Here is a 25,803-nt window from a genome sequence, read left to right on the forward strand (position 1 = left end):
AGTTACGCGTCGTCATCCGGTCGCGGCGACGGACCCAGCAACTTGCGATAAATCGCGGCGTTTTCGGCATCGAAGCAGCAGGCCACGATGCTGCGGAATTTCCCGTCGCAGTCGTGCATGACCTTGAGCGCGATACGCGCAGCCTCCGGCTTCGGATAGCGGTACACTCCGGTGCTGATGCACGGAAAGGCAATGCTGCGGGCTTTGGCGTCCATCGCCAGCATGCAGGCGCTGCGGTAACAGCTCTCCAGCAACTGCGGCTCGCCGTATGCACCGTCGCGCCACACCGGGCCGACGGCATGGATCACCCACTTGGCTTTGAGGCGAAATCCCGGCGTGATGCGCGCTTCGCCGGTTGGACAGCCACCGAGCTTGCGGCAGGCTTCCAGCAGTTCCGGGCCGGCAGCGCGATGGATGGCGCCGTCCACGCCGCCGCCGCCGAGCAGCGTGGTGTTGGCGGCGTTCACGACCGCCTCCACGTCGAGGTCGGTAATGTCGTACTGGATGACCTTGATCACGGACGATGCTTCGGCACCCAGGCCCACAGCATGCGGCAGCGCATGGGTTCCACTCCGCTCTGGTCTGTGACTTTGACGGGCACCACGATTTCGCCTTTCTCCTCGGCGCGCACGCGCGTGCGCGCACCGGCCTCCAACGTCGCCTCGGCCAGCAGGTCGCCCTGGGCGCGCTTGAGATATTCGAGCTGCATGCTCTTCAGCAGCGGCACGCGGTCTTCCGGCAGGTTCATGGTAAGCAGCGTGCCGCTGGCGGTCTCCGCGAGCAAGGCCACGGCCGCGGCGTGCACCGAGCCGATGTGGTTTCGCACACGTCTGCGATTGCGCAAAAAGAGCAGTGCGCGTTCCTCGCCGAGTTCCAGGAACTGCAGGCGTGCGGTGTGCATGAAGGGGACGTTTTTGCCGAAGGCCCAGGTAAGTACCCGCCAGCGCAGCGAGGGCCGCAGCTTGCCAAGCTTGTGCACGGTGCGGTTGAGTTGGCTGGGAATGGGATTGTCCATGGCTGCTGCTGGCGCGCGCTGCGTATTCAAGTCCCCCTCATCCCGGCTTCTCCCCCTTGAAGGGGGAGAAGGGACAAGGAAACGAAATTCATTTTACGACCTTGAGGCTGGGCTTTTTGCCAGCGGCAGGTTTGCGTGACTTGTCACTCCCGACCGGCGCGGGAGCGCCGGGCTTCGGTTCCTCTTCCGGTCCGAACACGATGCCCTGACCGGTTTCCTGCGCGTAAATGGCGAGCACGGCGTCCAGTGGCACGCTCACGTGGCGCGACACGCCGCCGAAGCGCGTCTCGAATTCCAGCTGCTGGTTATTCCCCAGATCCAGTCCGCGCGTTGCCGTATGGCTCAGGTTGAGCACCAGCTTGCCGTCCTGCGCGTACCCTGCGGGGGCCTGTACGCCCACGACACCCGTATCCACGACGATATGCGGCGTGTGGCCGCTGTCCACGATCCATTGATGCATGGCGCGCAACAGATAGGGCTTGCGGGAAAGCATGGGCAACGCCGGTGTGTGCGCCGAATCGGGCCCGCTCGGCGCCGTTCAGATGTCGTCGCGCATTTCGCGCTCGGCTTCGGTAAGGCTGGATTTGAACGCCGGGCGGTGAAACAGGCGCTCGGCGTATTTTTGCAGCGCCTTGGCCTGGGCAGGAATGTCGATCTCATAGCGCGGCAAGCGCCACAGGATCGGCGCCAGGCTGCAATCCACCAGCGAGAACTCGTCGCTCAGAAAGAACGGTTTGACGGCAAACGCATCGGTAGCCGCGAGCAAGCCCTCGCGCAACAGCTTGCGCGCGCGCAAGTGCGGCTTGCCGGGGGAACGCTCGATGTCGTCCACCAGCGCATACCAGTCGCGCTCGATGCGATACAGCGCCAGGCGGAAGCGCGCGCGCGCCACCGGGTCCACGGGCATCAGCGGCGGGTGCGGGAAGCGCTCGTCCAGATATTCCATGATGATGCGCGGCTCGTAGAGCGCCAGTTCACGGTCCACGAGCGTGGGCACGCTGTTGTAGGGATTGAGTTCCAGCAGATCCTCGGGCAGCTTGCTGCCCTCGATGTTGACGATGTCCATGGCAATGCCTTTTTCCGCCAGCACCAGGCGTACGCGGTGGCAATGCGGATCCGTGGCTCGCGAATACAAGGTCATGGCAGTAGGGGTGTGTGCAGGAACCTGCTCGTCCGAATGCGCTTGTGGGCGTGTCATGTCAGGAGTCCGGGTGCTGGCGTATCAATGTACTTTTTTCCAGATCTCGCGCTTGAGCAGATACGCAATGATGAAAAACACCACCAGGAATCCGATGACCCGCAGGCCGAGCGTGAGACTGGTGAGCTTGACGGGATCGCCCATGTAGGCAAGGAAACTGGTGATGTCGCGGGCGGCCTTGTCGAACTCGGCCGGCGTCATTTTGCCGGGCGTGACCTGTTCGAAATGGTCAAACACCTGATAGCTGCTGCCGTCGGGGTTCTTGACCGTGGTGAATACCGCGCGTTGCGTACCCTGCAGCTCCCACAGCACGTCCGGCATGGCGACGTGTGGAAATACCGTGTTGTTGACCCCGGTCGCGCTCTTGGGATCCAGATAGAAGGATTTCAGGTAAGTGTAAATCCAGTCGTCACCGCGGATGCGTGATTCCAGCGACAGGTCCGGCGGCGCCACGCCAAACCACTTGATCGCATCCGCCTGCGGCATGGCGCTGACCATGGTATCGGTGGCCTTGCCGCCGCCGAACATCAGATAGCTTTCGAGTTGCGGGTCGCTGAGGCCCAGATCCTGGCCGACGCGGTTATAGCGCACGTATTGGGCCGAGTGACAACCCATGCAGTAGTTCACGAAGAACTTCGCGCCGCGCTGCAAGGACGCGGTGTTGCTCACGTCCACGTTGGCGGCCTGCAGCTTCACGCCTTCGTCCTGGGCGCGGACCGCCAGCGGCAGCAGCGCCAACAGCAGTGCGCATACGATGATGTTCTTCATTCGGCCGCCACCCCCACGTGAGTCTCGTGCCGCGCTTTGGTCCGCACACGCTCCGGCACCGGCTTGGGCTGCATGAGCCTGGGTATGACTGCCGGCCACAACAGGAAAATCACGCAGTAGCCGAACGGAATCAGCCACGACCACATCTTGAGGTGCGCAATGCTCGGCACCCAGCTCATCCAGTCGAGCAACGAGATGATGATCATTACCACCACGAAGGTGCTGATCAGAAAAACGCGCGAGCGCGGCCGGGAATACACCCACGCCGCCACGAAGAACAGGAAGTACAACTCCGAAAGCCGCTGGCCGATCTCCGCCCAGAACAGCGTGGCGAGTTGCATGCCGATGTAACCGAGCACCAGGAAAGTCACGGCGAACAGCACCAATACCCAGCGGTACAGTGAGCCGCGGTAGCGGATGGACTTCACCGGGTTGCGATCCAGCCACGGGAGGAAGAACAGGATCACGATGGCCACCAGCAGTGCCAGCGCGCCCAGATCCTTGTTGGGGATAGAGCGCAGGATCGCGTAGTAGGGTCCGAAGTACCACAGCGGATGGATGTCGGGCGGGGTCTTGAGTGGATTGGCGGGTTCGAAATTGGACGGTTCCAGGAACAGCCCGTGCATGCCAGGCGCGAAGAAGATGATGGCGGAGAAGATCGCGATGAACACGATCACGCCGCAGATATCCTTCATGGTGTAGTACGGATGGAACGGGATGCCGTCGAGCGGGATGCCGGTCGCCGGGTCCTTGTGCTTCTTGATCTCCACGCCGTCGGGATTGTTGGAGCCCACTTCGTGCAGCGCGATCAGGTGGAACAGCACCAGGCCGAGCAGCACCAGCGGCACCGCCACCACGTGCAGCGCGAAGAAACGGTTGAGGGTAATGCCGGAAACGCCGAAGTCGCCCTTGATCCAGGTTTCGATGGCATTGCCGATGCCGGGAATCGCCCCGAACAGCGAAAGGATCACGTTCGCGCCCCAGTAGGACATCTGCCCCCAGGGCAGCAGGTAGCCCATGAAAGCCTCCGCCATGAGCGCTACGTAGATGAGCACCCCGAAAATCCAGATGAGTTCGCGCGGCTTCTTGAACGAGCCGTACATCACGCCGCGGAACATGTGCAGGTACACCACCACGAAGAACAGCGAGGCGCCCACCGAATGCATGTAGCGCAGCAGCCAGCCCCAGTTGACATCGCGCATGATGTATTCCACCGAGGCAAACGCTCCCGTGGCGGAAGGCTGGTAATTCATCGCCAGGAAGATCCCGGTGAGGATCTGGTTCACGAGGATCAGGAGCGCAATCGAGCCGAAGAAATACCAGAAGTTGAAGTTCTTGGGCGCGTAATACTCGGCGACGTGTTTCTTCCAGGTCGACGACATCGGGAAGCGCGCGTCAATCCACTCGCGCAGGCCGTGCAGCCAGCCCCCGGTGACGTCCAGGTAGTCGCGTTTCAGCTTGGGTTCTTCATTGCTCATCGAATCCCGCTCCCGGAATGTTCAGGACTGCCCGGCGTTCACCACACCAGCGGCTCGGTCCAGGTGGAATGCGAGTCCACCGGATCCTCGCCGATGCGGACCACCTTGTCGTTCAAGTAACGGTGCCGCGGCACCGGCAGATTCAGGGGTGCCGGCACGTTCTTGAACACGCGCCCGGCCAAGTCATAAAGCGAGCCGTGGCAGGGACAGTGGAATCCGCCCGGCCAGGTGGGACCGACGCTCGGATCACCCGGCTGCGGCACATACAGCGGCGAACAGCCCAGATGCGTGCAAATGCCCACCACCACGAACAGGTCGGGCTTGATGGAACGCCAGCCATTCTTGGCATACGCGGGTTGCTGGGGTTCTGCGGAATCGGGGTCGCGCAGCAACGGGTCATTCTTGGGCAACTCGGCCAGCGCCACCTGCCCACGCTGCACCACCCACACCGGCTTGTTGCGCCACACGGCCTTGATGAGCGCGCCCGGTTCGATCTTGCTGTAGTCAATGTCGGTAGGTCCGCCAAGCGCCAAGGCTTTGGCGCTGGGGTTCATGGAGGTGACAAACGGCACCGCGGTGACGCATACCCCGATGGCACCCACCACGACGGTCGCAACGGTGAGGAAATGGCGTTTGCTCTGGTCTATTTCGTCGCTCATTCACCCCGCTCCGTACAACTCAGGCGCCACAGGCCATGGGCGGCCGGCCCGTGAGGCGGAAGATTCGGCTGGAATACTTGAAGAGTGCAGCATTATACACAGCCGCTTTGCGGCCCCGCCAGTCTACACACCCCGGGCTGACCTGACGGCGGCCGCATGCTAGCGTATGCCGATGCGGACTTTGGCGGGTGCCCTTTCCTTTGCGCTGCGCGCGGTGGTCGTTGGCCTGGCGATCGCGTTCGTGGTGGTGTACTTCCACCCGTCGCTGCTCACCGGTCCGGGTCGGCTTGCGCCTTATGGCGACGCCGGGTCATACGCCTCCGCGGTGACGGCCTCGTCTACGTCGGTGGTGAACGTATTCAGCGCACGGCGCACGCGCGCTCCGCAACTCCCCGGTGCACCCTTGGGGCGCAGCGATTTCGACAACCTGCCGCCGCGCGTCCGCACCCAGACCAGTTTGGGTTCCGGCGTGATCGTCAGCCCCGACGGCTACATCCTCACCAATTACCACGTGATCAGCGGCGCCGAGGCCATACAGGTGGGGCTTGCCGACGGGCGCAGCGCGCCAGCACGGGTGGTGGGCGTGGACCCGGACACCGACCTGGCGCTTATCAAGATCGGCCTCCCCGGTTTGCGGCCCATCGACATGGGGCGCTCGGACGATCTGCACGTGGGCGACGTGGTGCTGGCCATCGGCGACCCCTATGGCGTCGGCCAGACCGTGACGCACGGCATCGTGAGCGCTCTCGGCCGCAGCCAGCTCGGCCTGAGCACCTTCGAGAATTTCATCCAGACAGATGCGTCCATCAACCCCGGCAACTCCGGTGGCGCGCTGGTCGACGTGCACGGCCGGCTGGTCGGCATCAATACCGCGCTGTTTTCGCCGAACGGCAGCTCCACCGGCATCGGCTTCGCTATTCCCGTAAACCTGGCGCGCGGCGTCATGCAGCAGCTTATTGCCTACGGACGCGTGCGCCGCGGTTACCTGGGCGTCGAGCCGCAGGACATCACCCCGCAACTGGCCGCGGCCTTCCGGTTGAACAGCACCGACGGGTTCATCATTACCAGCCTGGCGCCGAACGGGCCGGGCAGCCGTGCGGGCCTGGTGCCCGGCGACGTGATTCAAAGCATAGACGGCAAGCCGGTCATCAACAGCCACGATGCACTCGACCGCATCGCCGGGCAGCCGCCCGGCACCTTGGTGACGCTGGGCGGCGTCCATCAGGGCAAAGCGTTTAGCGTCAAGGTGAAAATCGCCGAGCGGCCCGTACAGGCCAGCAGCTGATTTGAGTAAACAATAAGGCGTGAGGCGTTCGAAAGTGTAGCGCTGAAAATTTGCTCGTCAAGATTTTCTCGCTTTTTCTGACCCCTCACTCCCTCACCCCTCACTTCTTGTCAGGCCGGCACGCGGCGGATCTTCGCGCCCAACTGGCCGAGCTTTTCTTCGATGGTTTCGTAGCCGCGGTCTATATGATAGATGCGGTCCACCACGGTCTCCCCCTGCGCCACCAGCCCCGCGAGCACCAGACTCGCGGAGGCGCGCAAATCGGTAGCCATGACCGGTGCGCCCGTCAGATGCTCGACACCCTGGCTGATGGCGGTGTTGCCCTCGAGGCGCACGTCGGCGCCCATGCGCTGCATCTCCAGCACGTGCATGAAGCGGTTTTCGAATACGGTTTCGGTGATGGTGCCGGTACCTTCGGCCACCACGTTGAGCGCGGTGAACTGTGCCTGCATGTCGGTGGGAAACGCGGGATAAGGCGCGGTGCGCACGTCCACCGCGTGCGGACGGCGGCCCTGCATGTCCACCTCGATCCAGTTTCTGCCCTTGCCGACTTTCGCGCCGGTCTCTTCGAGTTTTGCAATCACCGCTTCGAGCAGCTCGGGCCGCGTGTCCTTGACGCGCACATGCCCGCCGGTCAACGCGCCGGCGCACAGATACGTGCCGGTCTCGATGCGGTCCGGCAGCACGTTGTATTGCGTACCGTGCAGCTTCTTGACGCCCTCAACTACCACGGTATCCGTGCCCTCGCCCTTGATTTTCGCACCCATCTGCACCAGACAACGCGCCAGGTCCACGACTTCCGGCTCGCGCGCCGCATTTTCGATTACCGTGGTGCCGTCGGCGAGAGTCGCCGCCATCATGATGTTCTCGGTGCCGGTCACCGATACCATGTCCATGAGGATGCGCGCACCGTGCAGCCGCTCGGCCTGGGCGCGGATGTAGCCGTTCTCCACCTTGATCGTCGCGCCCATGGCTTCGAGGCCGGAGATGTGCAGATTCACCGGGCGCGTGCCGATGGCGCAGCCACCGGGCATGGACACGTCGGCGCGTCCAAATTTGGTGACTAGCGGTCCGAGCACCAGAATCGACGCACGCATGGTCTTCACCAGTTCATAGGGCGCATAGAACTCGCGGATGCTCGCAGGGTCCACCTCGATGCGCATGTGTTCATCGATGGTGACGCCCACGCCCATGCTGCCCAGCAATTCGATGGTGGTGGTGACATCGTGCAGGTGCGGCACGTTGCCGATGGTGACCGGACTGTCGGCCAGCAGCGTGGCGGCGAGAATCGGCAGCGTGGCGTTCTTGGCGCCGGAAATGCGGATCTCCCCCTCGAGGGGACGGCCGCCGTTGATGAAGAGCTTGTCCAAATTCGGCCTTCAGCGTGCTCGCGGCATCACGCCGCGGATTGGCGTTGCCACTCGTCCGGAGTCAGGGTACGCAGACTGAGTGCGTGTATCTCCCCGCCAATGCGTTCGCCCAACGCTCGGTACACCATCTGGTGGCGCGCCAGCGGGCGTTTGCCGGCGAACACTTCCGCGATAATGAGCGCTTCGAAGTGCGTGCCGTCCTCGCTCTGGACGCGCACTTCCGCCGTGGGCAGGCCCTGCATGATGAGATGCTCGACTTCAGCGGGCGACACGTGCTGGCTCCGGGAACCTGGGAACCGGCACATGATACCCGATTGGCTGCGGGCGCCGGCACCGCGGGACCGGAACCCGCGGGCAAAACGTGTATCATGACGGCTCGCGCGTTTTTCCACGGCTGCACCTGCCGATGAACCGCAACGACAACGCCAGCCTGTTGCAGCATGCCATTCAGGTTCTGCAAACCGAAGCCGCGGCCGTGGCGGCACTCGCGTCGCGTGTAGATGAACGCTTTGCCGCGGCCTGCCGCGTGCTGCTCGAGTGCCGCGGCCGGGCCGTGGTCATGGGCATGGGCAAGTCCGGCCATGTGGCCAGCAAGATCGCCGCCACGCTCGCCTCCACCGGCACGCCGGCGTTCTACGTGCATCCCGGCGAAGCCAGTCACGGCGACATGGGCATGATCACCGGCGGGGACGTGGTGCTGGCCGTGTCCAATTCCGGCGAAACCGCCGAACTGCTTACCCTGTTGCCGCTCATCAAGCGCCTCGGCGTCAAGCTGCTCACCCTCACCGGCCACCCGCAGTCCACGCTCGCCAAAGCCGCGGATGTGAACCTGGACGTGAGCGTAGCGCAGGAAGCCTGCCCACTGAACCTCGCACCCACGGCCAGCACCACCGCGGCGTTAGCGATGGGCGACGCACTCGCCGTATCCTTGCTGGAGGCGCGCGGTTTCACCCAGGAGGATTTCGCGCGCTCGCATCCCGGCGGCTCACTCGGCCGGCGCCTGTTGCTGCACGTCGAGGACATCATGCACACCGGCAGCGCGGTGCCGGCGGTGGCGCAGGACGCGCTGTTGAGCGCGGCACTCATGGAAATGACGCACAAGGGCCTGGGCATGACGGTCATCGTGGATGCAAAAAACCACGTGGCCGGAATTTTCACCGACGGCGATCTGCGGCGTGCGCTGGACCGTGAACTCAACGTGCACCGCGCGCGCATTGCCGACGTCATGACGCGCAACTGCACTACGGTGCGTGGCGAGGTGCTCGCCGGAGAAGCCATTCGCATCATGAACGACAAGCGCATCACCGTGCTGCCGGTAGTGGACGCGGACAACGTGCTGGTCGGTGCGCTGCACATGCACGACCTGGTGCGTGCCGGCGTGGTGTGACATGCCCGCGGTGGAAGAACGTGCGGCGCGCGTGCAACTTGCGGTGTTCGACGTGGACGGCGTGTTCACCGACGGGCGGCTGTATTACGGGGCCAGGGGCGAGCAATTAAAGGCTTTTCACGTGCGCGACGGTCACGGCATCAAACTGCTGCTGCGTCACGGTCTACGCGTAGCGGTGATCTCGGGGCGCCGCTCGCCCGCGGTGGCGCTGCGCATGCGGGAACTCGGAATCCGTCACCTGTTTCAGGGCCGCGATGACAAGCTGGCGGTACTGCAGAAACTCCTGCAACAATTCAAACTGGCCTGGAATCAGGTGGCCTGTGTCGGCGACGATCTTGTGGATTTGCCCTTGTTCGAATCCGCGGGTCTGGCGGTCGCGGTGGCCGATGCACAGCCCGAAGTACGCGCGCGCGCTCACCACGTGACCCGCACACGCGGCGGTGAAGGCGCGGTGCGCGAGGTTTGCGACTTGCTGCTCACCGCGCGGAACCGCAAAGCGTGAGCGCGCGCTTCGCCGCGGGATTCCTGCTGCTGGTGCTGGCGGCCGCCGGCACCTGGTGGCTGCTGCGCCAGGTCGCGCCGCCCGGCGTGCCGCCGCCGGCTCCACCCACGCATGTGCCGGATTACACCTTCACCGACGCCACGGTCACGGAACTCGACACCCAGGGCCAGCCACACACTGTGTTGCGCTCGCCGCGCATGCTGCATCATCCCGACGACGACAGCATCGAAGTGTTTGCGCCGCGCATCCGCTATTTCATCAGCGGCAGTCCGCCCTGGGACGTGGCGGCGGACCACGCGCTGCTGCCCTCCGGCAACCAGCGCGTGGAACTTGCGGGTCACGTGCAAATGCAGCATCCGGCCGACAACGGCGGCCCCGCGCTGGTGGTGCAGACGGACAAAATGAACGTGAACCTCAACACCAACATCGCCACCACGGCCGACCCCGTGGAAATCACCCAGGGCGGAAGCCGCATGACCGGCGTAGGACTGGAAGCCTGGCTCGACGACAACCGCCTGTTGCTGCAGAGTCAGGTGCGGGGCGCATATGTACACCAGCCGTAATTGGCGTTGGCTGGTGGCAGCCGGGCTGCTGTGCCTGGCCGTGTCGGCACTGGCGCTGAAAACCGACCGCAACCAGCCCATCAATATCCAGGCGGATCACGGCGATTTCACCAACGATTCCAAGGCCAATACCGGCACGGGCGTGTACACCGGGCATGTGCTCATCACCCAGGGCAGCATCCGCATCACCGCCGACAAGGCCGTGCTGCACATGCGCAATGGGGAAATCCAGACCGCCGACATCACCGGCGCGCCCGCGAGCTTCCGGCAGCAACCGGACAGCGGCGCACTGGTGACCGGCACCGCCGCGGAAATCACCTACAACCAGAACAGCAACGAAGTGGATCTGTCGGGCAATGCCGAGCTGCACCAGGGCGAGCGTCTGCTGACCGCCGACGTGATTCATTACAACACGAGTACCGAGCACGTCATCGCGCTGGGCGGCAAGAGCAGCGAGCGCGTGCACATCACCATCCCGCCCAGGGCGGCCACGCACACGCCGCCCGCATGAGCACGCTGCGCGCCGAGAATCTGCTCAAGCGCTACCGCAGACGCGAGGTGGTGCGCAACGTGTCCCTGGAGGTCAAGCGCGGCGAAGTCGTGGGCCTGCTGGGCCCCAACGGCGCGGGCAAAACCACCTGCTTCTACATGATCGTGGGCCTGGTGCCGGCCGACGGCGGACGCATCTTCCTGGATGACTCCGAACTCACGCCCCTGCCCGTGCACGCGCGCGCGCGTCTGGGGCTGGGCTACCTGCCGCAGGAAGCCTCGGTATTCCGCAAGCTCACGGTGGCCGACAACATCCTCGCGATCCTGGAAACCCGCCCGCGCCTGACGCGTGCGCAACGCCAGGAGCGCCTGCAGCAATTGCTCGAAGAGTTGCACATCGCGCATCTGCGCGATGCACTGAGTTTGTCGCTGTCCGGCGGCGAACGCCGGCGGGTCGAGATCGCGCGCGCGCTGGCCGCGGATCCGGCCTTCATGCTGTTGGACGAGCCGTTCGCGGGCGTGGACCCGCTCTCGGTGCTCGACATCCAGCGCATCGTCGCGCACCTCAAGGAGCGTAACATCGGCGTGCTCATCACCGATCACAACGTGCGCGAAACCCTGGGGATCTGCGCCCGCGCCTATATCATCAGCAGCGGCGAGGTCATTGCCGCCGGCCCGCCGCAGGCCATCCTCGCCAACCAGCAGGTGCGCAGCGTGTACCTGGGCGAGAATTTTAGGCTATAACTATCCCATGGCGTGCGGCCCCTGTCCCGCTTCCCAGGCGAAGCGTCGGGCACGGCTTCCCCGGCCGCCGGGCACGACGCAAGTTGTTGTTTGACAAAGGATCCCAGGGACTTGAAAGCCACACTCGGACTCCGGCAAACCCAACGGCTCAGCATGACGCCGGAGATGCGCCAGGCCTTGGGATTGCTGCAGATGTCGGCGCTGGAACTGCGCGACACGGTGCAGAACGCGCTGGAGCACAACCTGCTGCTGGAAAGCGACGCGGACCAGTCCGAGACGCAATTCCCCGACGTTGGCGAGCCTTCTGCGGAGGCGCCCGAGCAAGACCCGGCGGAAGCCGGCGATGCCGAAGAGCTGCCGTTGGCCGACATGGACAGTGCCGATCCTGCCTCCGCCCTGGGTGCGGGCGGAGAAGAGGACTGGCCCGAACCCGCCGCGCCGACCGGCGCCAGCCTGCAGGAGCATCTGCGTGCGCAGCTGGACCTCGCGCACCTGAGTGCCCACGACAAGGCCATCGGCGCATTGCTCATAGACAGCATCAACGACGACGGTTACCTGAGCGACGGCCTCGAGGAACTGCGCCTAGCACTCGGCGATCAGGGAGCTCGGCCGGAGCCCGAAGAAATGGATGCCGTGCTGCATCACCTGCAGGCCCTGGATCCGCCGGGCGTGGCGGCGCGCAACCTTGCCGAGTGCCTCGGCATCCAGCTGCGCCAGCAGCCGGCCACCCCGGCGCGCGACCTGGCGCTGCAGCTGGTGAGCAAGCATCTCGAGGATCTCGCGGCGCACGCGCATTCCCAGCTCGCGCGCCTGCTGAACGTGAGCGCGCAGGAGCTGGCCGCCGCCGTGGTCCTGGTGCAGTCGCTCAATCCGCGCCCGGGCACCGCCTTGGCTTCCAGCACCGTGGATTTCGTGATCCCGGACGTGGTGGTTTCACGGCGTGACGGCCGCTGGGTGGTGGAACTTAACCCCGAGACAGCGCCGCGCCTGCGCGTCAATGCCCTGTATGCCGCGGCGCTCGGACGGCGGCGCAACGGCGCGAATGCCGACCTGGGACGGCAGCTGCAGGAGGCGCGCTGGCTGGTACGCAGCCTGCGCATGCGCAACGAAACCCTGCTGCGCGTGGCGCGCAGCATCGTGCGCCGGCAGATGGAGTTTCTCAATCGCGGCGAGGAAGCCATGCGCCCGCTGATGCTCAAGGAAATCGCCGCCGAACTCAGCTTGCACGAATCCACCATCTCGCGGGTGGTGGCCAACAAATACCTGGCGGCGCCGCGCGGCACGCTCGCATTCCGGCACTTTTTTTCCAACGAATTGTCTACTGATGACGGCGGCGCATTGTCGGCTACCGCCACCCGCGCCCTGATCCGCAAACTGGTCGCCGGCGAGAATCCGCAACAGCCGCTGAGCGATGACCGCATTACCCGGGAACTCGTGAGCCGCGGCATCCGCGTGGCACGACGCACGGTCGCCAAGTACCGTGAGTCCATGGCCATACCCGCGGCTCACGAGCGCAAACGCGTGGCAACGCAGCGTCAACACGAGGAACGCAAGGAGTAAAGCATGCAAATCGACATTACCGGTCACCATGTGGATATCACCCCGGCGCTGCGCAACTACGTGCACGCCAAACTCGAGCGCTTGGCGCGACATTTCGATCACGTCACCGACATGCACGTGGTGCTCGCGGTAACCAAGCTGGAACACCGCGCCGAGGCCACCTTGCGCATCAACGGCGGCAAGCTGTTTGCCGACGCGGTGGAAAACGACATGTATGCCGCTATTGACGTACTCGGCGACAAGCTCGCGCGCCAGGTGACCAAACACAAGGAGAAGCTCAGCGATCACAGCGACCGCACGAGCGTGCGCACGGATGCAGTTCCCTAGGCGGTGAGATTGCCCATCCGCAGACCGCCAACCCGCACCGGCGAGCGACGGCGGCGGATTTTTTGCATTCCTGCCGCGGACAGGTATGCTGAGTGCATGAGCATCCACTACTGCCCGCTGCACGATATCGCATGCGCCTCATAATCCTGAGCGGCCTGTCCGGCTCCGGCAAATCCGTGGCCCTGCGCATGCTCGAGGACCTGGACTATTACTGTGTGGACAATCTCCCGGCGAGATTGCTGGAAGACTTTGTGCGCGTCACGCTGTTGAGCGGCGATCCCGCCTACGCCAGCATGGCCGTCGGCATAGACGCGCGCAATCTGCCCGACGACATCGCCGAAGTACCGCAGTCCGTGGCACGTGTGCGCGCCAAAGGGGTGGATTGCCGGATCGTATTCCTGCAGGCCGAAGACAGTGTGCTCATCAAACGCTACAACGAAAGCCACCGGCCGCATCCGCTGGCAGGCGCGGGCCGTTCGTTGCGCGAAGCCATCGATGCGGAACGCGAACTACTCGGACCCCTGGCGGACCATGCCGACCTGATTCTCGACACCTCGCGCACCTCGGTGCACGCGCTGAGAGAACTGGTGCGCGCGCGCATCCAGCGTGAAGCGCGCAAGCAATTGTCGCTGATGTTCCAGTCATTCGGCTATCGCAACGGCTTGCCCGGCGATTCGGATTTCGTGTTCGACGCCCGTGGTCTGCCGAACCCGTACTGGGAACCGGAGCTGCGACCGCTTTCCGGCCAGGATGTGGCGGTGGCCGGGTTCCTGGAAAAAAGCCCGCAGGTGCAGGCCTTCGTCCACGACCTCACCGCATTTCTGGAAACCTGGATTCCCCGGTTCGAGGATTCCAACCGTCAGTACCTGACGGTTGCCATCGGCTGCACCGGCGGCTATCACCGTTCGGTGTTTGTCGTGGACCGGCTGGCAGAACATTTCAAGAACCAAGGCAGAAATGTGCTGATAAGGCACAATGAACTGAAGTAGCGTTTGCACGCGGGTTCCCGCACCCGCGGGCGTGGCACTTTCGTTTCGGCGAAAGTGCCTAAAGCCATTCCCCCGGAGCGCGGGTCGCGGAAGCCGCAACTGCCCTGCGCGCTTCGCTCGCTGCGGAGTTGCGCTCACGGCACCTCCCTGTGCCGGTCGCGCGAACTCGGCATCCTGCCTTCGTCCCTGACGGGCTAACCTTGCTCGCTCCAGTGGTCGGCTCGCGCTACGGGTATAGAGGAACAGGAATGGCGCAACAGTTAGGGAAATCTATGACTTTTCATCTGGTTTAATATCATCCTCACATTGCGCTATTCCTAGAAACGCCAGCAACTTGTCGGCGTGCGCGAGCGCATCCTTGCGGCCCAATTCCAGCAGTTCGCGGCAGAATCCGCTTTCAAACAACAGGTAACTGGCGAGCTGACTGCCGCTCTTGCGGGCACCGCCCAAGATGCGCAGCAGTATGCGCACGCTGCGCGGAAATTCCTGCACGTGGCGTTGCGCAATCTCGCGCATGTCCTCGCTGGGCACAATCACCAGGGTGTCAATTACCTTGAGCGACGGCGACGGGCCGGACGCCGCCGCCAGTTCCCGCACGGTGTTGTTGATGCGCTGCAGGCGCTCAAGATCGGCATACAGGTTGTCACTGAACACCATATCCATGAGGTAGCCCGCCAACTGCCCCGGTGACGGATACGCCACTTCCGCGCCCGGCTCCGGCAATTTGTTCGCCTGCTCGTTGCGCACACCGATCACCAGGATGCGATCCGCGCCGAGGTGTACGGCCGGGCTGAGCGGGGCCGTCTGGCGTAGCGAACCGTCACCGTAATACTCGCGTCCCAGTCGCACCGCCGGGAATATCACCGGCAGTGCCACGGAGGCCATGACGTGATCCAGACGCAACTCTGCCGGCTGGCCGATGCGCCGCGTGCGGTGCCAGGCCTTGAGACCCGGCTTGCCCTTGTAGAAGCACACGGCGCGCGCCGAGGTGTACCCGGAACAGGTCAGCGACAGCGCGTCCAGCGCGCCTGCGTCAATGGCTTCCTGCAGGCGCGCGAAGATGATGTGCCGCTCCAGCAGCTTGCGCAGCGGCGTGTTGTCGAGCAGTGCAATCACGTTGCGGCGTGCGAAGCCCGCGTGCAGCAGCGCCATGAGCCAGGACATGACGTTTTTGAACATGGTGCCCGCGTCGGTGCGAAACACCAGATCGCTGCGAATGTGCTCCCACACGCCCGCGAGTTCCTGCGCGCCACGGCGGAATTGCAGTGCATGGGCGGCAATCAGGGTGGCGTTGATGGCGCCCGCCGAGACGCCCGACACGATGGGGAACGGCGAGGCCGCATCCGGCGGCAGCAGCTCGGAAATCGCCTGGAGTACGCCGGCCTGATACGCGGCGCGCGCCCCGCCCCCGGGCAGAACCAGCCCGACCTTCGGCCGCAGCGCATGCGCCTCAGCCATGCGGCATCCGCCACCGCCCGATACGGGGCCCGGCAAATCCTGGGTTAAAATCATGTATATTCAAGGCCGTAGAGTTGGATACTGCAGAGGTTCCTTTGAACTTGTTGCCACCTGTTCCTCACGTTCCGAAACTGCCGCCGCGTCATGCAGAATCTGAACCTTTGGGTCCCTAAATCGCCGAAGCTGGCGGGCCGGCAGGCGCAGAGTAGCGCATCCGACACCGATGTGCCGCGACCGCTGCTGCGCATCGTGATCCTCAACACCAAAGGCGGCTGCGGCAAATCCACGCTGGCCACCAACCTTGCCGCCTATTATGCCTCGCACGACTACCGCACTGCGTTGCTGGACGCCGATCCGCAAGCCTCCAGCCTGCACTGGCTGCAAAATCGCGACGGTGCACATAAAGCAATCACCGCCATCAACGGCGCCGACCGCAGCCTGCGCGTCACCCGCAGTTTCCAGATGCGCGTTCCGCCGGGGATCGAACGCCTGATCGTGGATACGCCGGCGGCGCTGGACAGCACCCGCCTCCAGGACATGACGCGCGACGCTGACGCCATTCTCATTCCAGTGCTGCCATCGGACATCGACATCCACGCGGTTTCCCGCTGCGTCGCCGAACTGCTGCTCGCGGGACGCGTGGAACAGCGCCGCGAGCGGGTGGCGGTGATCGCCAACCGTGTGAAGAAGAACACGCTGGTGTACGCAAAATTGCAGCGCTTCCTGAGCAGCCTGGGCATCACGTTTGCGGCGAGCCTGCGCGATACGCAGAATTATGTGCATGCTTCGGAATGGGGCCTCGGCATCCATGAGCTCGAAGCCCAGGGCTCGGACCAGGATGCTCTCGACTGGGAACCCCTCGTCCAGTGGCTGGAACAGCGCCGCGTGCAAGCCAACGCAATGCCGGACGACGACGACGCAGACGAGACCGCGACTCAGTCGCCGGGCTGAAATACCAGCGTATGTTGAGCCGCGCCGGGCAAAAACGGCGTCGCTTCACCCCGCACCCACGCAGGCTGACTGTTGCGGTAATACGCAGAGAACGGATAACCGCTCTGGCCGGTCGGCATCTCGAAGATGCCGTGCGCCAGATTCGCGGGCTCCACGTCCATGCGCTCGGACGCGCCGAAATCCACGCCCTGCACGCGCGGCATATTGCTGTCACCGGGCAGCTCCACCGGCCGCATGTCCAGCCAGCGGCCCAGAAACGGCAGCCCGCGCGTCATGGGCTGCTGAATGCGCACCAGATTGCGCTCGCCCCAGGTGCGCGTGCTTAGCCCACTGCCAGGCAACCAGAGCTGCTTGATGACCTGATCCACGGCGGCGAGCAACAAATCATTCCAGCTCTTGTATTTTGGATCGAGCAAATTCACCGGTCGTTGTGTCACCATGGCCCACAACGCAGCTTCGCGCTGCGTGAGTATGCGGTAATCGCACGGCGGATCAATTTTCCTGCAGGGGGCCGTGAGCGCACTGAACGCCACGGCATCCACCTGCTGGCGGAAATCGCGTACCAGCCGATAACCAACGGAATCCACCGCAGCACGCCCGCCCCAGTTTTCCACGTAGTGCCGAAATTGCGCGCGGCGCGGATGTGCGTTCAAAGTCGGCGGCGCCAGCAGTTGCAGCGCCAGCGAGCGCCAGCGCGCGAGGAACACCGCACGGTCGTCGAGTTCGATGGCCAGCATGTCGGCGGGCGTTAATTTGTCCTGCACCAGCAGATCATCGCGGATCTGCTGCGCACGCGCGCCGAGATCGTAGCCGCCGTCGCCGATCTGCGCGAGCATCGCGCCGTCCACCACGCGCGCGTTCGCGGTCCATAGGCGTCCGCCGGGCGGATCCACAATGCGCGGGTACTGTTCCGGTGCCAGCCAGCCGGTCCAGCCTACGCCCGTCTTGTCCCAATACGCCGGGAACTCCGGATCGTAACCGCTGCGCAGCGGAATTTTTCCGGCGATGGTCCAGGCAATATGGCCTTTGCTGTCCACCACCAGAAAATTCTGTTCCGGCATGCCGGCGCGGTTGGCAATCGCCATGGCCTGCTGAATGTTCTGCGCTGCGGCCATTTCACTGAGTTCGGCGTTGGTGGCAGCGGGATCCGCGGCGATCCAGTGCACGGCGCGCGGTACCCCATCGTGATCCTGGCCGGTCACCGGCCCCCAGAGGGTGTCGGTTACGTGCATCACCACGGGCTTGTGGCCGGCGACCTGAATGATTTCCTGGTGATGGCTGAACGCGCGCCAGCCGTCGGGCGTCAGGTAGGCATTAGCATCGCCCGGCTCGAGCCGCAGATTGACGAGCGCGGTCCAGTTGCCATAGCTGTTGGTGAAACCCCATGCGACGTGGCCATTGCTGCCGACCACCACCAGCGGCAGGCCCGGCAGGGTCACGCCGGTCACCGCGACCGGCGTGCCGTCGGCGGCGCGGTAATCGAGCTGCGCACGGTACCAGATGTTCGGCACCGCGAGCCCCAGGTGCATGTCGTTGGCGAGAATCGCGTGACCGTCTTTGCTGTGCGCGGCATCCACGGCAAAACTGTTGCTGCCCAGCACCACTTCGCCGGCCAGGGGCGCAACGCCGGTGTCCGCGAACTCGGCCTGCGGCCAAGTGCGCAAATCCACCGCACGGCTTGCGGGTATCGGCGGCGTGGCGTCGGGCTCACCGAGAACCGACGCATCCCATTGGGTGCCCGCCGCATCGAGGAAATCGAACAGCGGTTTGGGCAAGGTGTCGCGCATCAGCGCGAGCTGCGAGGCACGCCGGTCGTAGGCGTCCTGCAGGTCGAAATACATGGCAAAGATCACCAGCACCGAGTCCGCAGGCGTCCACGGCTGCGGCCGCTGGCGCAGCAGACCGTACTCGAACGGCCGGGTCTTGAGCGCCGCCAGGCCCGCATTCACGCCGTCCGCGTAGGCGGTGATCATGGCGCGCCGCTGCGGCGTAGCGCGCGCAAGCACCTGTTGCGCTACGGCACGCAGGCGAAACAGGCGGTGCTGTTCGTCGAACTTCACCGCGGCCGATCCCACCAGGGCTGCGAGTTCTCCGGCCGCGAGCCTGCGCATCAGGTCCATCTGGAAAAAGCGGTCCTGGGCGTGCAGAAAACCCAGAACGCGCGCCGCATCCTGCTGGTTTGCGGCCGTGACTGTCGGGACGCCGAGCGCATCGCGCGTGACGGTCACCGGCGCACTCAAACCCGCGAGCCTCACGCTGCCATCCAGTTGCGGCGCGCTGCCGCGCAGGAATACGGTGATCGCGATTACGACCGCCGCAATCAGCACGACGATGACCACCAATGCGCTGACCAGAACCCGCCGCATGTTTGGTAATTCTTGTCGGTTAGACAGCGGATGTTACTCGCCGGGACGTGCGCCGTGCCAGCGCCTCAGGCCTGTCGCAAGCTCGCGGCAATCGGCAGGCGCACCGCGCGTACGGCCGGCAGGATGCCGCCCAGTATGCCCATCACCAGTGCGTACACCAGACCCCAACCCAGCAATTGCGGTGTCACGGCAAAGCGGAACGCGATGATCGTAAGCGTGTTGAATGTGGTGGCCTGAAAGCCGTTGAACAGCAGATACGCAAGCACTCCGCCGCACACGCCGCCCACCAGTCCGAGCACCAGGGCTTCGATCAGCACCGAGCACAGTACCGGCGTGCGCGCGAATCCCAGCGCGCGCAGCATGGCTATTTCCTGGGTACGCGCGGCGACCGCCGTGTACATGGTGTTGACCGCGCCAAACACCGCGCCTCCGCCCATGAGTATGGCGATGATGACGCCGACGATGCCGATGAACATGCTCAGGCCCTGGGCCTGTCCGGCGAAGTAATCCGACTCGCGTTGCACGCTCACGTTCAACTGCGGGTTGTGTTCGAGCGATTGCTGGAATTCCGGAAACGCACTCGCGCTGGCGAGCTTCGCGTACATCGAGCTCACGGAGTTGCCGCGTTGATAGGCGCCCTGCAGCACCGGCAGGCTGGTCCAGATCTCGGAGTTGTGCAGACCTCCGCCGTCATCGAAGATGCCCACGACCTTCCAGTCATAGCGGCCCGAATGCAGCGTGTCCCCGAGCTGCACGCCCTGAAACAGGCGTGCCGCATCCGCGCCCACGATGACTTCATTCAGTCCGGGCGACAGCATGCGCCCGGAGATAATGTGCACCCTGGGATGCACCTTGAACGCTGCGGCCGTCACGCCGCGGAACGACACGTTCGACTGCAATCCGCTGCTGCGTTTTTTCAGGCTGATCTGCACCAGCAATTCGGGCGAGACCAGCGGGCCATTCGGCCCCTGAGCCACGCCCGGCGCCTGGCCCACGGTGAAATCGCTGTTGCCGGCAAGCACGCTGTTCACCTCGCTGCCGGCGCCGCCGCGCAGCACGATCGCGACATCCGGTGAACCCGTGGTGGTAAGCGTTGCGTGGAATCCCGCGCGGATCGACAGAATCGCGACCACCACCAGCACCACGCCCGCGAACCCGACCACCGCCACCAGCGAGGAATCCAGCCGCCGGCCGAGGTTGCGGAAATTCATCAGGCTCACTGCCGCGAGTTGCTTCAAGCCATTCATCCCGCGCTCCTCAGCGCCGCCACTACCTGCAAGCGCATGGCACGGCTGACCGGCAAGACCGCCGACAACACGCCCAGAAGCAGCATCAGCAATATGCCCAGCCCCGCACCCTGCAAGGGCAAATACAGCCCCGGCAGGAACTGCAGCAGCGCGCCCGGAATCGCGCCGATCACGGCATACGCCAGCGCCAGCCCGATAATTCCGCCGATGACCGTCAGCAGCAGCGATTCCGCGAGCACCAGACCTACCAGCCGCCTGTTGCCAAAACCCACGGCTTTGAGCACCGCCAGCTCTGCGGTACGCTCGCGCACGGACTGTGCCATGGTGTTGGCGGTCACCAGCAGCATGGTGAACAGCACCGCGCTTACCACTGCGGTCACGATCGCGCCGATATCGCCGAACTGCGCCGCGAAGTTCGAGACAAACGCCTTCTCCGTCGAGGTGCGCGTTTCGAAGGGGGAATTAGCAAACAGTGCATCCACAGCCTGCGCCACCTGGCCGGCTTCGGCCGGATTGGCAATCTGCAGCACGAACCAGCTCACGGTGTTGTTGGCAAACGCGCGCGCATCGTCCAGATACTGATAGTGCATGAACAGCTGGTTGTCGCCGCCTCTCTGGCTGCTGGTGTAGATGCCGTCCACGACTACGTCCCAGGTGTTGTTGCCGTGTGCATCGCGCCAGATATTGGAACGCAGCGGAACCTGCTGGCCGATTTTCCAGCCGTAGGCTTGGGCGAGCGCCGCCCCGACGATCACCCCGCGTTTGTCTGCAAGCCACGCCCGTTGCTGCACAACCGGTATCGAATATTCCGGATACACCGCGAAAAAATCCTGGCTGCGTACCGCCATGGCGAAGATGGGGTTGCGCGGATCCTGGTAATAGCCGCCCACCCAGGCCTGGGGATTCACGCGTTCCACGTCCTTGACATGGGCGATGCGCTCGCCATAGCTGATGGGCAGCGAGACGGTGAGCGACACCGCACTCATGGTGAGCAAACGGTTGGCACCGGCGTAATTCGCGCCCAGCGTGAACGCCTCGCGAATCGCCATGAGCATGCCGAACAGCAGGAATGCGAACACCACCGACAACAGCGTGAACACCAGACGCGTCTTGTGGCGCGTGAGATTGGACCAGAGCAAGGGGAGATATTTCACGTTGGCGGTTCCCGTGCCGTGTGCTGAGTACCGCTCCCAGGTTCCCGGATCACGGCGCCGGGAATTATTGCCTGTGCCGCGCACGATTGCCAGCCCGCGGCATCACCGTCCGCGCATGATAAATGTCATGCCGTGCCCGGGCGTGACATTCGTCACGCCCAAGTCCTGACGGTTGGGACTCGCCACACCGCAGCTTGAGTCGCATCCTGTGCCCACTGAAACCGGAGAGCTGCATGTACAACCCCAGCCAGACCCATGCCGTGATCGCCGCGCTACGAAACGTCACCAAGCGTTACGGCACGGTCACCGCCGTGGACCGGCTGAGCCTCTATGTCCGCCAGGGCGAAGTGCTGGCACTGCTTGGCCCGAATGGCGCGGGCAAAACCACGAGCGTCAACCTGCTTCTGGGTCTCGCCTGGCCCACGACTGGCGCGGTTGAGCTTTTCGGTCAGTCGCCCCGCGAGGTGGCCGCGCGCCGTCGCATCGGCGCCATGCTGCAAGGGGCGCAGTTGGGCAGTCATGCGCGCGTCGGCGAGATAATTGCACTGTATTCCGGTTATTACCTGCAGCCGCTGGCGTTAGCCGAAACGCTGCGCACTGCCGGGCTCGAAGGGTTGGAAAACCGGCCGGTGGTAAAACTCTCTGGCGGACAGAAACAACGGCTCGCGTTCGCGCTCGCCATCTGCGGCAATTCCGAACTGTTGTTTCTGGACGAGCCGACCGTGGGCCTGGACGTGGAAGCGCGCCGCGGTTCCTGGGTATCCATTCGCCGCCTCAAGGAACAGGGCCGCAGCGTCGTGCTTACTACGCATTACATCGAGGAAGCTGATGCGCTTGCCGATCGCATCGTGGTCATAAACCGCGGTCGGCTGGTCGCCGAGGGTACTCCCGCGGAAATCAAACGTACAGTTGCACAGCGTCACATCCGCTGCATTACCAAACTGAGCATGGCACAGATCCGGATGCTGCCCGGCGTCACAACCGTGTCGCAGGAAAGCGCACGGCTGGACATCGTCGCCGCACATCCCGAGAGCGTATTGTTCGAGATGCTCAAGCTCGATCCGGCACTGCGCGACCTCGAAGTCACCGGTGCCAAACTCGAAGAAGCGTTTTTGGTTCTCACCGACGACCATCGTGAGGAGCAAGCCGCATGAATACCGCAAGCGCCAAAGAAACTTCGGATGCCCTTATTGCATCGTCATTCCCGCAAAAGCGGGAATCCAGTGACTCAAATACCTTGACCCCCGCTTCCGCGGGGGTGACAGATAAATCAAAACGCTGGACTTGGCAGGATACGCTTGGGGTATATCTGCGCGAAGCGGGCTTCGAGTTTGGGGAACTGATGCGCATGCCAGGTTTCGCGCTGCCGACACTGTTATTCCCCACCATGTTCTACGTGTTCTTCGGCCTGATCTTCGGCCGGAGCGGCGATCATCAGGTCGCCACCTACATGCTCGCGACCTACGGCACCTTCGGCATCATGGGGCCGGCGCTCTTCGGCTTCGGCGTGCATGTGGCAATGGAGCGTGAGCGCGGCATTCTGGCACTGAAGCGCGTCGCGCCCATGCCACCCATGGCCTATCTGTTCGCCAAGGCCGCCATGGCCATGCTGTTTGCGCTGGTCATCGTGCTAATGCTATTTTTGCTGGGCGCACTGTTCGGCGGCGTGGCGCTGCCGCGCAGCGAGTGGTGGCTGCTCGCAGTCGCCTTGATCGTTGGGACGTTGCCGTTTTGCGCGGTGGGCCTGGCGATCGGTGTGCGCGTCGGTGGCCAGGCGTCAGTCGCCATCATCAATCTCGTCTATCTGCCGATGTCATTCCTTTCGGGCCTGTGGGTGCCGCTGCAATTCTTTCCGCGCTGGCTGCAAGTCATGGCCAATGTATTCCCGGCCTATCATCTGGGCCAGATCGCACTCGGAATCGTGCACCAGGACGATGGCAGCCGGTTCCTCGCGCATCTGATTTATCTGCTGCTGTTTACCGTGGTATGCCTAGGATTTGCGCAGCGCGGCTGGCGGCGGATTCAGGATCGTTAACCGGAGAACCCCCATGAGCAGCAGGCAGCAAGGCATGATTCGCAGTGGCCTCATCATCTCGCTGTTGATCGCCGCGGCGGTCGTGGTGTTGTTCCTCCTGCCCACGCCGAAACCCGGCTTACCGGCGCACGCGGCGGTTACCGACACCGCCGCCACAACGCCCGCCGACTGCATTAAAACTCCAGCGGGCTTCAGTTCGCCCGCGGTGCTCGCAGCGAGCGCACCGGAAAGTCTGTGGAAAGGATGGACCTACAGCCACGCAATCGTACTCAGCGCCACGCCGGTTGCGGCGCTCATGGACCAGTCGGTCACCATCCGCGTGAGCGGACTCAAACCCGGCGAGCCGGTTACCTTGCGCGCCAGCATGCGGGATTACCTGCATCGCACCTGGAGCGCCGAAGCGATTTTCTTCGCCGATGACCACGGTGTGGTGGACGTGACGCGCGATGCGCCTAAGTACGGCAGTTATTCCGGTATGCACGCCATGGGTCTCGTCTGGTCCATGCTGCCGGAGAACGTGAAGAAGCCGCAGGAGGTCATGTATGACCCTTCGCTGGAGGACGCGAGCTATCCGCTCAGCGTCGAAGCGCTGGCGGGAAACCGGGTGCTCGCGCAAGCCACGCTCACGCGTTATCTGCGCACACCCGGCGTTACCAAGACTCTGGTCACCGCCGACGGTTTGGAGGGTGAGCTGTACACGCCCGTCACATCCGGTCCGCATGCCGCAGTGCTGGTACTGGGCGGATCGGAAGGCGGCTGGCTGTCGTCATCGCCGGAAGCCGCACTGCTCGCCTCGCACGGTTACACCGCACTGGCGCTCGCCTATTTCCAGGGATTCCAGTCTTTCGATCCGCAGCTTGCCAGCCTGCCGAAAATGTTGATGAACATTCCGCTGGAATACTTTGCCAAGGCGGCGGATTTTCTCAAACAACAACCCAACGTGGATCCGAAGCACATCGCCATCATCGGCTGGTCCAAGGGCGCGGAAGCCGCGCTGATCACGGCCGCGACCTTTCCGAAGGAATTTCAGGCGGTGATCGGATTCATGCCGAGTTCGGTGGTGTGGTCCGGTATTGAATACGGCCCCGGCCCCATCAGTTCATCCTGGACGCTACACGGCAAAGCTCTGCCCTGGGTCAACCCAGTGATAAATCCCGCCATGTTCAGCAGCGGCCAACCGCTGGCCTTCGTCGGCGCTTACCAAGCCGGATTGAAAGACGTAGCCGCGGCGGATAAAGCCGTCATTCCGGTGGAAAAAATTGCCGGGCCGGTGCTGTTGATCTCCGCCACCGACGACCAGATCTGGCCGTCGCCGCTCATGGCGCTCCAGATCATGCAGCGACTCGCTGCACACCATCACGCTTGCGACGATGAATCGCTGTGTTATTCCGGCGCTGGTCACGACATTCAGGCAGCCTACCGCCCGACCAATGCCGGCGTCGTAGCCGTACCCGGAGGCAGTTTCGCCTTCGGCGGCAATCCGACCGCCTACGCGTACGCTGATCGCGACGCCTGGAACAAAGTGCTGGCATTCCTGCACAAGTCCCTTCATTGAATCCAGACTCTTTCAACACACACGAGGACAAAGTCATGTCACATTTCCGCAGCAGATTCAAACTCAGCGGCCTGACGGCCGTTGCAGCAATTCTATTTGCCGGTTCGTTGTCGGCTGCGCCCACCGCGCAATTATCCGCACCGGTTGCCAGCGTCGCGCCCGCCGGCACTGTCCTGATCGGTAACTTCGAAGGCAAGACCACAGTGAACAAGCAATACGGCACTCTCGTCATCAATCACAGCCCGGAATTCGGCTGGGGCTGGTCGGTGACTACCGATCAGCGGGCCGGCGGCAATTCGGTAGCCGAGATCGCCTTGATTCATCCCGGTGCTGCCGGTACCAGGGGCGCATTGCAGATAACCGGCGAGATCAAACCGGGCTTTCCCTACGGCCCGTGGGCTGGCGCCATCTGGTTCCCGGGCCACGAACCCATGCAACCCGCTGACCTCTCAGCCAAGACGGAACTGACGTTCTGGGCGCGCGGCAAGGCCGGGAGCTACAACCTCATGCTGATGTCGGGCAGCCCCGGCGACATCCCGTTGTATGCTTCGTTCGTGACCACGCCCAAATGGAAGGAATACCATATTCCCCTGGCGGCCTCCTTCCCCAATGCCGACTGGAAGCAGGTGTATTTCCTCGCTTTCAGCGCCGCCAATCAGGGAAAGTTTCAGTTCGATCTTGATCAAGTGAGTTTGCACTAAGC

27 protein-coding genes are annotated in these 25,803 nt (G+C 63.8%); 14 read left to right on the forward strand and 13 right to left on the reverse strand.

Going from position 1 to position 25,803, the window contains the following annotated elements; translation table 11 throughout:
- Positions 1 to 2: 2 nt before the first annotated feature.
- The 7 genes from VJR90_06975 to petA form a co-directional block, all read right to left on the reverse strand.
- On the reverse strand, positions 3 to 518 hold the full coding sequence (locus VJR90_06975; protein ID HKV97208.1) for an O-acetyl-ADP-ribose deacetylase: 516 nt from the start codon (positions 516 to 518) through the stop codon (positions 3 to 5).
- Complete coding sequence (locus VJR90_06980; protein ID HKV97209.1) at positions 515 to 1,045, reverse strand: DUF4442 domain-containing protein; 531 nt, start codon at positions 1,043 to 1,045, stop codon at positions 515 to 517. Before VJR90_06980 ends, VJR90_06975 begins: the two co-directional genes overlap by 4 nt.
- Before the next feature lie 58 nt (positions 1,046 to 1,103).
- On the reverse strand, positions 1,104 to 1,508 hold the full coding sequence (locus VJR90_06985) for a ClpXP protease specificity-enhancing factor (GenBank protein HKV97210.1): 405 nt from the start codon (positions 1,506 to 1,508) through the stop codon (positions 1,104 to 1,106).
- 45 nt (positions 1,509 to 1,553) lie between these two features.
- Positions 1,554 to 2,156 (reverse strand): glutathione S-transferase N-terminal domain-containing protein, encoded by a 603-nt coding sequence (locus tag VJR90_06990; protein HKV97211.1) that lies wholly within the window; start codon positions 2,154 to 2,156, stop codon positions 1,554 to 1,556.
- An 81-nt stretch (positions 2,157 to 2,237) separates the two neighbouring features.
- Complete coding sequence (locus tag VJR90_06995) at positions 2,238 to 2,981, reverse strand: cytochrome c1 (GenBank protein ID HKV97212.1); 744 nt, start codon at positions 2,979 to 2,981, stop codon at positions 2,238 to 2,240.
- A complete protein-coding gene (locus tag VJR90_07000) occupies positions 2,978 to 4,363 on the reverse strand; it encodes a cytochrome b N-terminal domain-containing protein (GenBank protein ID HKV97213.1) in 1,386 nt (461 codons plus the stop codon). Before VJR90_07000 ends, VJR90_06995 begins: the two co-directional genes overlap by 4 nt.
- Positions 4,364 to 4,497: 134 nt before the next feature.
- Positions 4,498 to 5,118, reverse strand: coding sequence for a ubiquinol-cytochrome c reductase iron-sulfur subunit (petA, locus tag VJR90_07005; GenBank protein HKV97214.1), 621 nt, complete (start codon positions 5,116 to 5,118; stop codon positions 4,498 to 4,500).
- 166 nt (positions 5,119 to 5,284) lie between these two features.
- On the opposite strand from petA, the gene VJR90_07010 reads away from it, so the two are divergent.
- Positions 5,285 to 6,403, forward strand: coding sequence for a trypsin-like peptidase domain-containing protein (locus VJR90_07010; GenBank protein HKV97215.1), 1,119 nt, complete (start codon positions 5,285 to 5,287; stop codon positions 6,401 to 6,403).
- A 110-nt stretch (positions 6,404 to 6,513) separates the two neighbouring features.
- Here the strand turns inward: VJR90_07010 and murA are convergent, their stop codons facing one another.
- On the reverse strand, positions 6,514 to 7,773 hold the full coding sequence (gene murA, locus VJR90_07015) for a UDP-N-acetylglucosamine 1-carboxyvinyltransferase (protein ID HKV97216.1): 1,260 nt from the start codon (positions 7,771 to 7,773) through the stop codon (positions 6,514 to 6,516).
- A 26-nt stretch (positions 7,774 to 7,799) separates the two neighbouring features.
- Positions 7,800 to 8,015: a BolA/IbaG family iron-sulfur metabolism protein gene (locus tag VJR90_07020; protein ID HKV97217.1), complete on the reverse strand. Its 216-nt coding sequence runs from the start codon at positions 8,013 to 8,015 to the stop codon at positions 7,800 to 7,802.
- A 164-nt stretch (positions 8,016 to 8,179) separates the two neighbouring features.
- On the opposite strand from VJR90_07020, the gene VJR90_07025 reads away from it, so the two are divergent.
- From VJR90_07025 to rapZ, 8 genes are all read left to right on the forward strand, one after another.
- Positions 8,180 to 9,160 (forward strand): KpsF/GutQ family sugar-phosphate isomerase, encoded by a 981-nt coding sequence (locus tag VJR90_07025; GenBank protein ID HKV97218.1) that lies wholly within the window; start codon positions 8,180 to 8,182, stop codon positions 9,158 to 9,160.
- Between the two features lies 1 nt (position 9,161).
- The gene (kdsC, locus tag VJR90_07030) at positions 9,162 to 9,662 is read left to right on the forward strand and encodes a 3-deoxy-manno-octulosonate-8-phosphatase KdsC (protein ID HKV97219.1); all 501 of its coding nucleotides are present in this window, start codon (positions 9,162 to 9,164) and stop codon (positions 9,660 to 9,662) included.
- Entirely contained in the window at positions 9,659 to 10,225 is a 567-nt protein-coding gene (gene lptC / locus VJR90_07035; GenBank protein HKV97220.1) for an LPS export ABC transporter periplasmic protein LptC, read from the forward strand. Before kdsC ends, lptC begins: the two co-directional genes overlap by 4 nt.
- Positions 10,209 to 10,736: a lipopolysaccharide transport periplasmic protein LptA gene (gene lptA, locus VJR90_07040; protein HKV97221.1), complete on the forward strand. Its 528-nt coding sequence runs from the start codon at positions 10,209 to 10,211 to the stop codon at positions 10,734 to 10,736. The genes lptC and lptA overlap by 17 nt, the downstream gene beginning before the upstream one ends.
- Positions 10,733 to 11,458 carry an LPS export ABC transporter ATP-binding protein gene (gene lptB, locus VJR90_07045; protein HKV97222.1) on the forward strand — a complete coding sequence of 242 codons (726 nt, stop codon included), beginning with the start codon at positions 10,733 to 10,735 and terminating at the stop codon, positions 11,456 to 11,458. The genes lptA and lptB overlap by 4 nt, the downstream gene beginning before the upstream one ends.
- A 111-nt stretch (positions 11,459 to 11,569) precedes the next feature.
- On the forward strand, positions 11,570 to 13,018 hold the full coding sequence (locus VJR90_07050) for an RNA polymerase factor sigma-54 (protein HKV97223.1): 1,449 nt from the start codon (positions 11,570 to 11,572) through the stop codon (positions 13,016 to 13,018).
- 3 nt (positions 13,019 to 13,021) lie between these two features.
- A complete protein-coding gene (gene raiA / locus VJR90_07055) occupies positions 13,022 to 13,345 on the forward strand; it encodes a ribosome-associated translation inhibitor RaiA (GenBank protein ID HKV97224.1) in 324 nt (107 codons plus the stop codon).
- A gap of 131 nt (positions 13,346 to 13,476) precedes the next feature.
- Positions 13,477 to 14,334 carry an RNase adapter RapZ gene (gene rapZ / locus VJR90_07060; protein HKV97225.1) on the forward strand — a complete coding sequence of 286 codons (858 nt, stop codon included), beginning with the start codon at positions 13,477 to 13,479 and terminating at the stop codon, positions 14,332 to 14,334.
- Between the two features lie 270 nt (positions 14,335 to 14,604).
- Here rapZ and VJR90_07065 read toward each other — a convergent pair whose 3' ends face one another.
- On the reverse strand, positions 14,605 to 15,792 hold the full coding sequence (locus tag VJR90_07065; GenBank protein HKV97226.1) for a patatin-like phospholipase family protein: 1,188 nt from the start codon (positions 15,790 to 15,792) through the stop codon (positions 14,605 to 14,607).
- A gap of 144 nt (positions 15,793 to 15,936) precedes the next feature.
- On the opposite strand from VJR90_07065, the gene VJR90_07070 reads away from it, so the two are divergent.
- The gene (locus VJR90_07070; GenBank protein ID HKV97227.1) at positions 15,937 to 16,743 is read left to right on the forward strand and encodes an AAA family ATPase; all 807 of its coding nucleotides are present in this window, start codon (positions 15,937 to 15,939) and stop codon (positions 16,741 to 16,743) included.
- On the opposite strand, the gene VJR90_07075 is transcribed toward VJR90_07070, so the two are convergent.
- From VJR90_07075 to VJR90_07085, 3 genes are all read right to left on the reverse strand, one after another.
- Positions 16,728 to 19,109, reverse strand: coding sequence for a penicillin acylase family protein (locus VJR90_07075; protein HKV97228.1), 2,382 nt, complete (start codon positions 19,107 to 19,109; stop codon positions 16,728 to 16,730). The two genes, VJR90_07070 and VJR90_07075, sit on opposite strands and share 16 nt — an antisense overlap.
- A gap of 65 nt (positions 19,110 to 19,174) precedes the next feature.
- Positions 19,175 to 20,356 carry an ABC transporter permease gene (locus VJR90_07080; GenBank protein ID HKV97229.1) on the reverse strand — a complete coding sequence of 394 codons (1,182 nt, stop codon included), beginning with the start codon at positions 20,354 to 20,356 and terminating at the stop codon, positions 19,175 to 19,177.
- Positions 20,353 to 21,510: an ABC transporter permease gene (locus VJR90_07085; GenBank protein HKV97230.1), complete on the reverse strand. Its 1,158-nt coding sequence runs from the start codon at positions 21,508 to 21,510 to the stop codon at positions 20,353 to 20,355. The genes VJR90_07080 and VJR90_07085 overlap by 4 nt, the downstream gene beginning before the upstream one ends.
- Positions 21,511 to 21,743: 233 nt before the next feature.
- Between VJR90_07085 and VJR90_07090 the strand changes: the two genes are divergently transcribed.
- From VJR90_07090 to VJR90_07105, 4 genes are all read left to right on the forward strand, one after another.
- Positions 21,744 to 22,664, forward strand: coding sequence for an ABC transporter ATP-binding protein (locus VJR90_07090; protein HKV97231.1), 921 nt, complete (start codon positions 21,744 to 21,746; stop codon positions 22,662 to 22,664).
- Positions 22,665 to 22,858: 194 nt separating this feature from the next.
- Positions 22,859 to 23,545 carry an ABC transporter permease gene (locus VJR90_07095; protein HKV97232.1) on the forward strand — a complete coding sequence of 229 codons (687 nt, stop codon included), beginning with the start codon at positions 22,859 to 22,861 and terminating at the stop codon, positions 23,543 to 23,545.
- A 13-nt stretch (positions 23,546 to 23,558) separates the two neighbouring features.
- Positions 23,559 to 25,100: an acyl-CoA thioesterase/bile acid-CoA:amino acid N-acyltransferase family protein gene (locus VJR90_07100; protein ID HKV97233.1), complete on the forward strand. Its 1,542-nt coding sequence runs from the start codon at positions 23,559 to 23,561 to the stop codon at positions 25,098 to 25,100.
- A 35-nt stretch (positions 25,101 to 25,135) separates the two neighbouring features.
- Positions 25,136 to 25,801 carry a hypothetical protein gene (locus tag VJR90_07105; protein HKV97234.1) on the forward strand — a complete coding sequence of 222 codons (666 nt, stop codon included), beginning with the start codon at positions 25,136 to 25,138 and terminating at the stop codon, positions 25,799 to 25,801.
- Positions 25,802 to 25,803: the final 2 nt, after the last annotated feature.

Source organism: Gammaproteobacteria bacterium (assembly GCA_035279405.1).
Classification (GTDB): domain Bacteria; phylum Pseudomonadota; class Gammaproteobacteria; order Natronospirales; family REEB76; genus REEB76.

Bases quoted from the DNA above. Each gene is read 5' to 3' on its own strand.
- VJR90_06985 (HKV97210.1), bottom strand. From the start codon at position 1,508: ATGCTTTCCCGCAAGCCCTATCTGTTGCGCGCCATGCATCAATGGATC.
- VJR90_06990 (HKV97211.1), bottom strand. From the start codon at position 2,156: ATGACCTTGTATTCGCGAGCCACGGATCCGCATTGCCACCGCGTACGC.
- VJR90_06995 (HKV97212.1), bottom strand. From the start codon at position 2,981: ATGAAGAACATCATCGTATGCGCACTGCTGTTGGCGCTGCTGCCGCTG.
- VJR90_07000 (HKV97213.1), bottom strand. From the start codon at position 4,363: ATGTCGTCGACCTGGAAGAAACACGTCGCCGAGTATTACGCGCCCAAG.
- petA (HKV97214.1), bottom strand. From the start codon at position 5,118: ATGAGCGACGAAATAGACCAGAGCAAACGCCATTTCCTCACCGTTGCG.
- VJR90_07010 (HKV97215.1), top strand. From the start codon at position 5,285: ATGCCGATGCGGACTTTGGCGGGTGCCCTTTCCTTTGCGCTGCGCGCG.
- VJR90_07020 (HKV97217.1), bottom strand. From the start codon at position 8,015: ATGCAGGGCCTGCCCACGGCGGAAGTGCGCGTCCAGAGCGAGGACGGC.
- VJR90_07025 (HKV97218.1), top strand. From the start codon at position 8,180: ATGAACCGCAACGACAACGCCAGCCTGTTGCAGCATGCCATTCAGGTT.
- kdsC (HKV97219.1), top strand. From the start codon at position 9,162: ATGCCCGCGGTGGAAGAACGTGCGGCGCGCGTGCAACTTGCGGTGTTC.
- lptA (HKV97221.1), top strand. From the start codon at position 10,209: ATGTACACCAGCCGTAATTGGCGTTGGCTGGTGGCAGCCGGGCTGCTG.
- lptB (HKV97222.1), top strand. From the start codon at position 10,733: ATGAGCACGCTGCGCGCCGAGAATCTGCTCAAGCGCTACCGCAGACGC.
- raiA (HKV97224.1), top strand. From the start codon at position 13,022: ATGCAAATCGACATTACCGGTCACCATGTGGATATCACCCCGGCGCTG.
- rapZ (HKV97225.1), top strand. From the start codon at position 13,477: ATGCGCCTCATAATCCTGAGCGGCCTGTCCGGCTCCGGCAAATCCGTG.
- VJR90_07065 (HKV97226.1), bottom strand. From the start codon at position 15,792: ATGGCTGAGGCGCATGCGCTGCGGCCGAAGGTCGGGCTGGTTCTGCCC.
- VJR90_07070 (HKV97227.1), top strand. From the start codon at position 15,937: ATGCAGAATCTGAACCTTTGGGTCCCTAAATCGCCGAAGCTGGCGGGC.
- VJR90_07075 (HKV97228.1), bottom strand. From the start codon at position 19,109: ATGCGGCGGGTTCTGGTCAGCGCATTGGTGGTCATCGTCGTGCTGATT.
- VJR90_07080 (HKV97229.1), bottom strand. From the start codon at position 20,356: ATGAATGGCTTGAAGCAACTCGCGGCAGTGAGCCTGATGAATTTCCGC.
- VJR90_07090 (HKV97231.1), top strand. From the start codon at position 21,744: ATGTACAACCCCAGCCAGACCCATGCCGTGATCGCCGCGCTACGAAAC.
- VJR90_07095 (HKV97232.1), top strand. From the start codon at position 22,859: ATGCCAGGTTTCGCGCTGCCGACACTGTTATTCCCCACCATGTTCTAC.
- VJR90_07100 (HKV97233.1), top strand. From the start codon at position 23,559: ATGAGCAGCAGGCAGCAAGGCATGATTCGCAGTGGCCTCATCATCTCG.
- VJR90_07105 (HKV97234.1), top strand. From the start codon at position 25,136: ATGTCACATTTCCGCAGCAGATTCAAACTCAGCGGCCTGACGGCCGTT.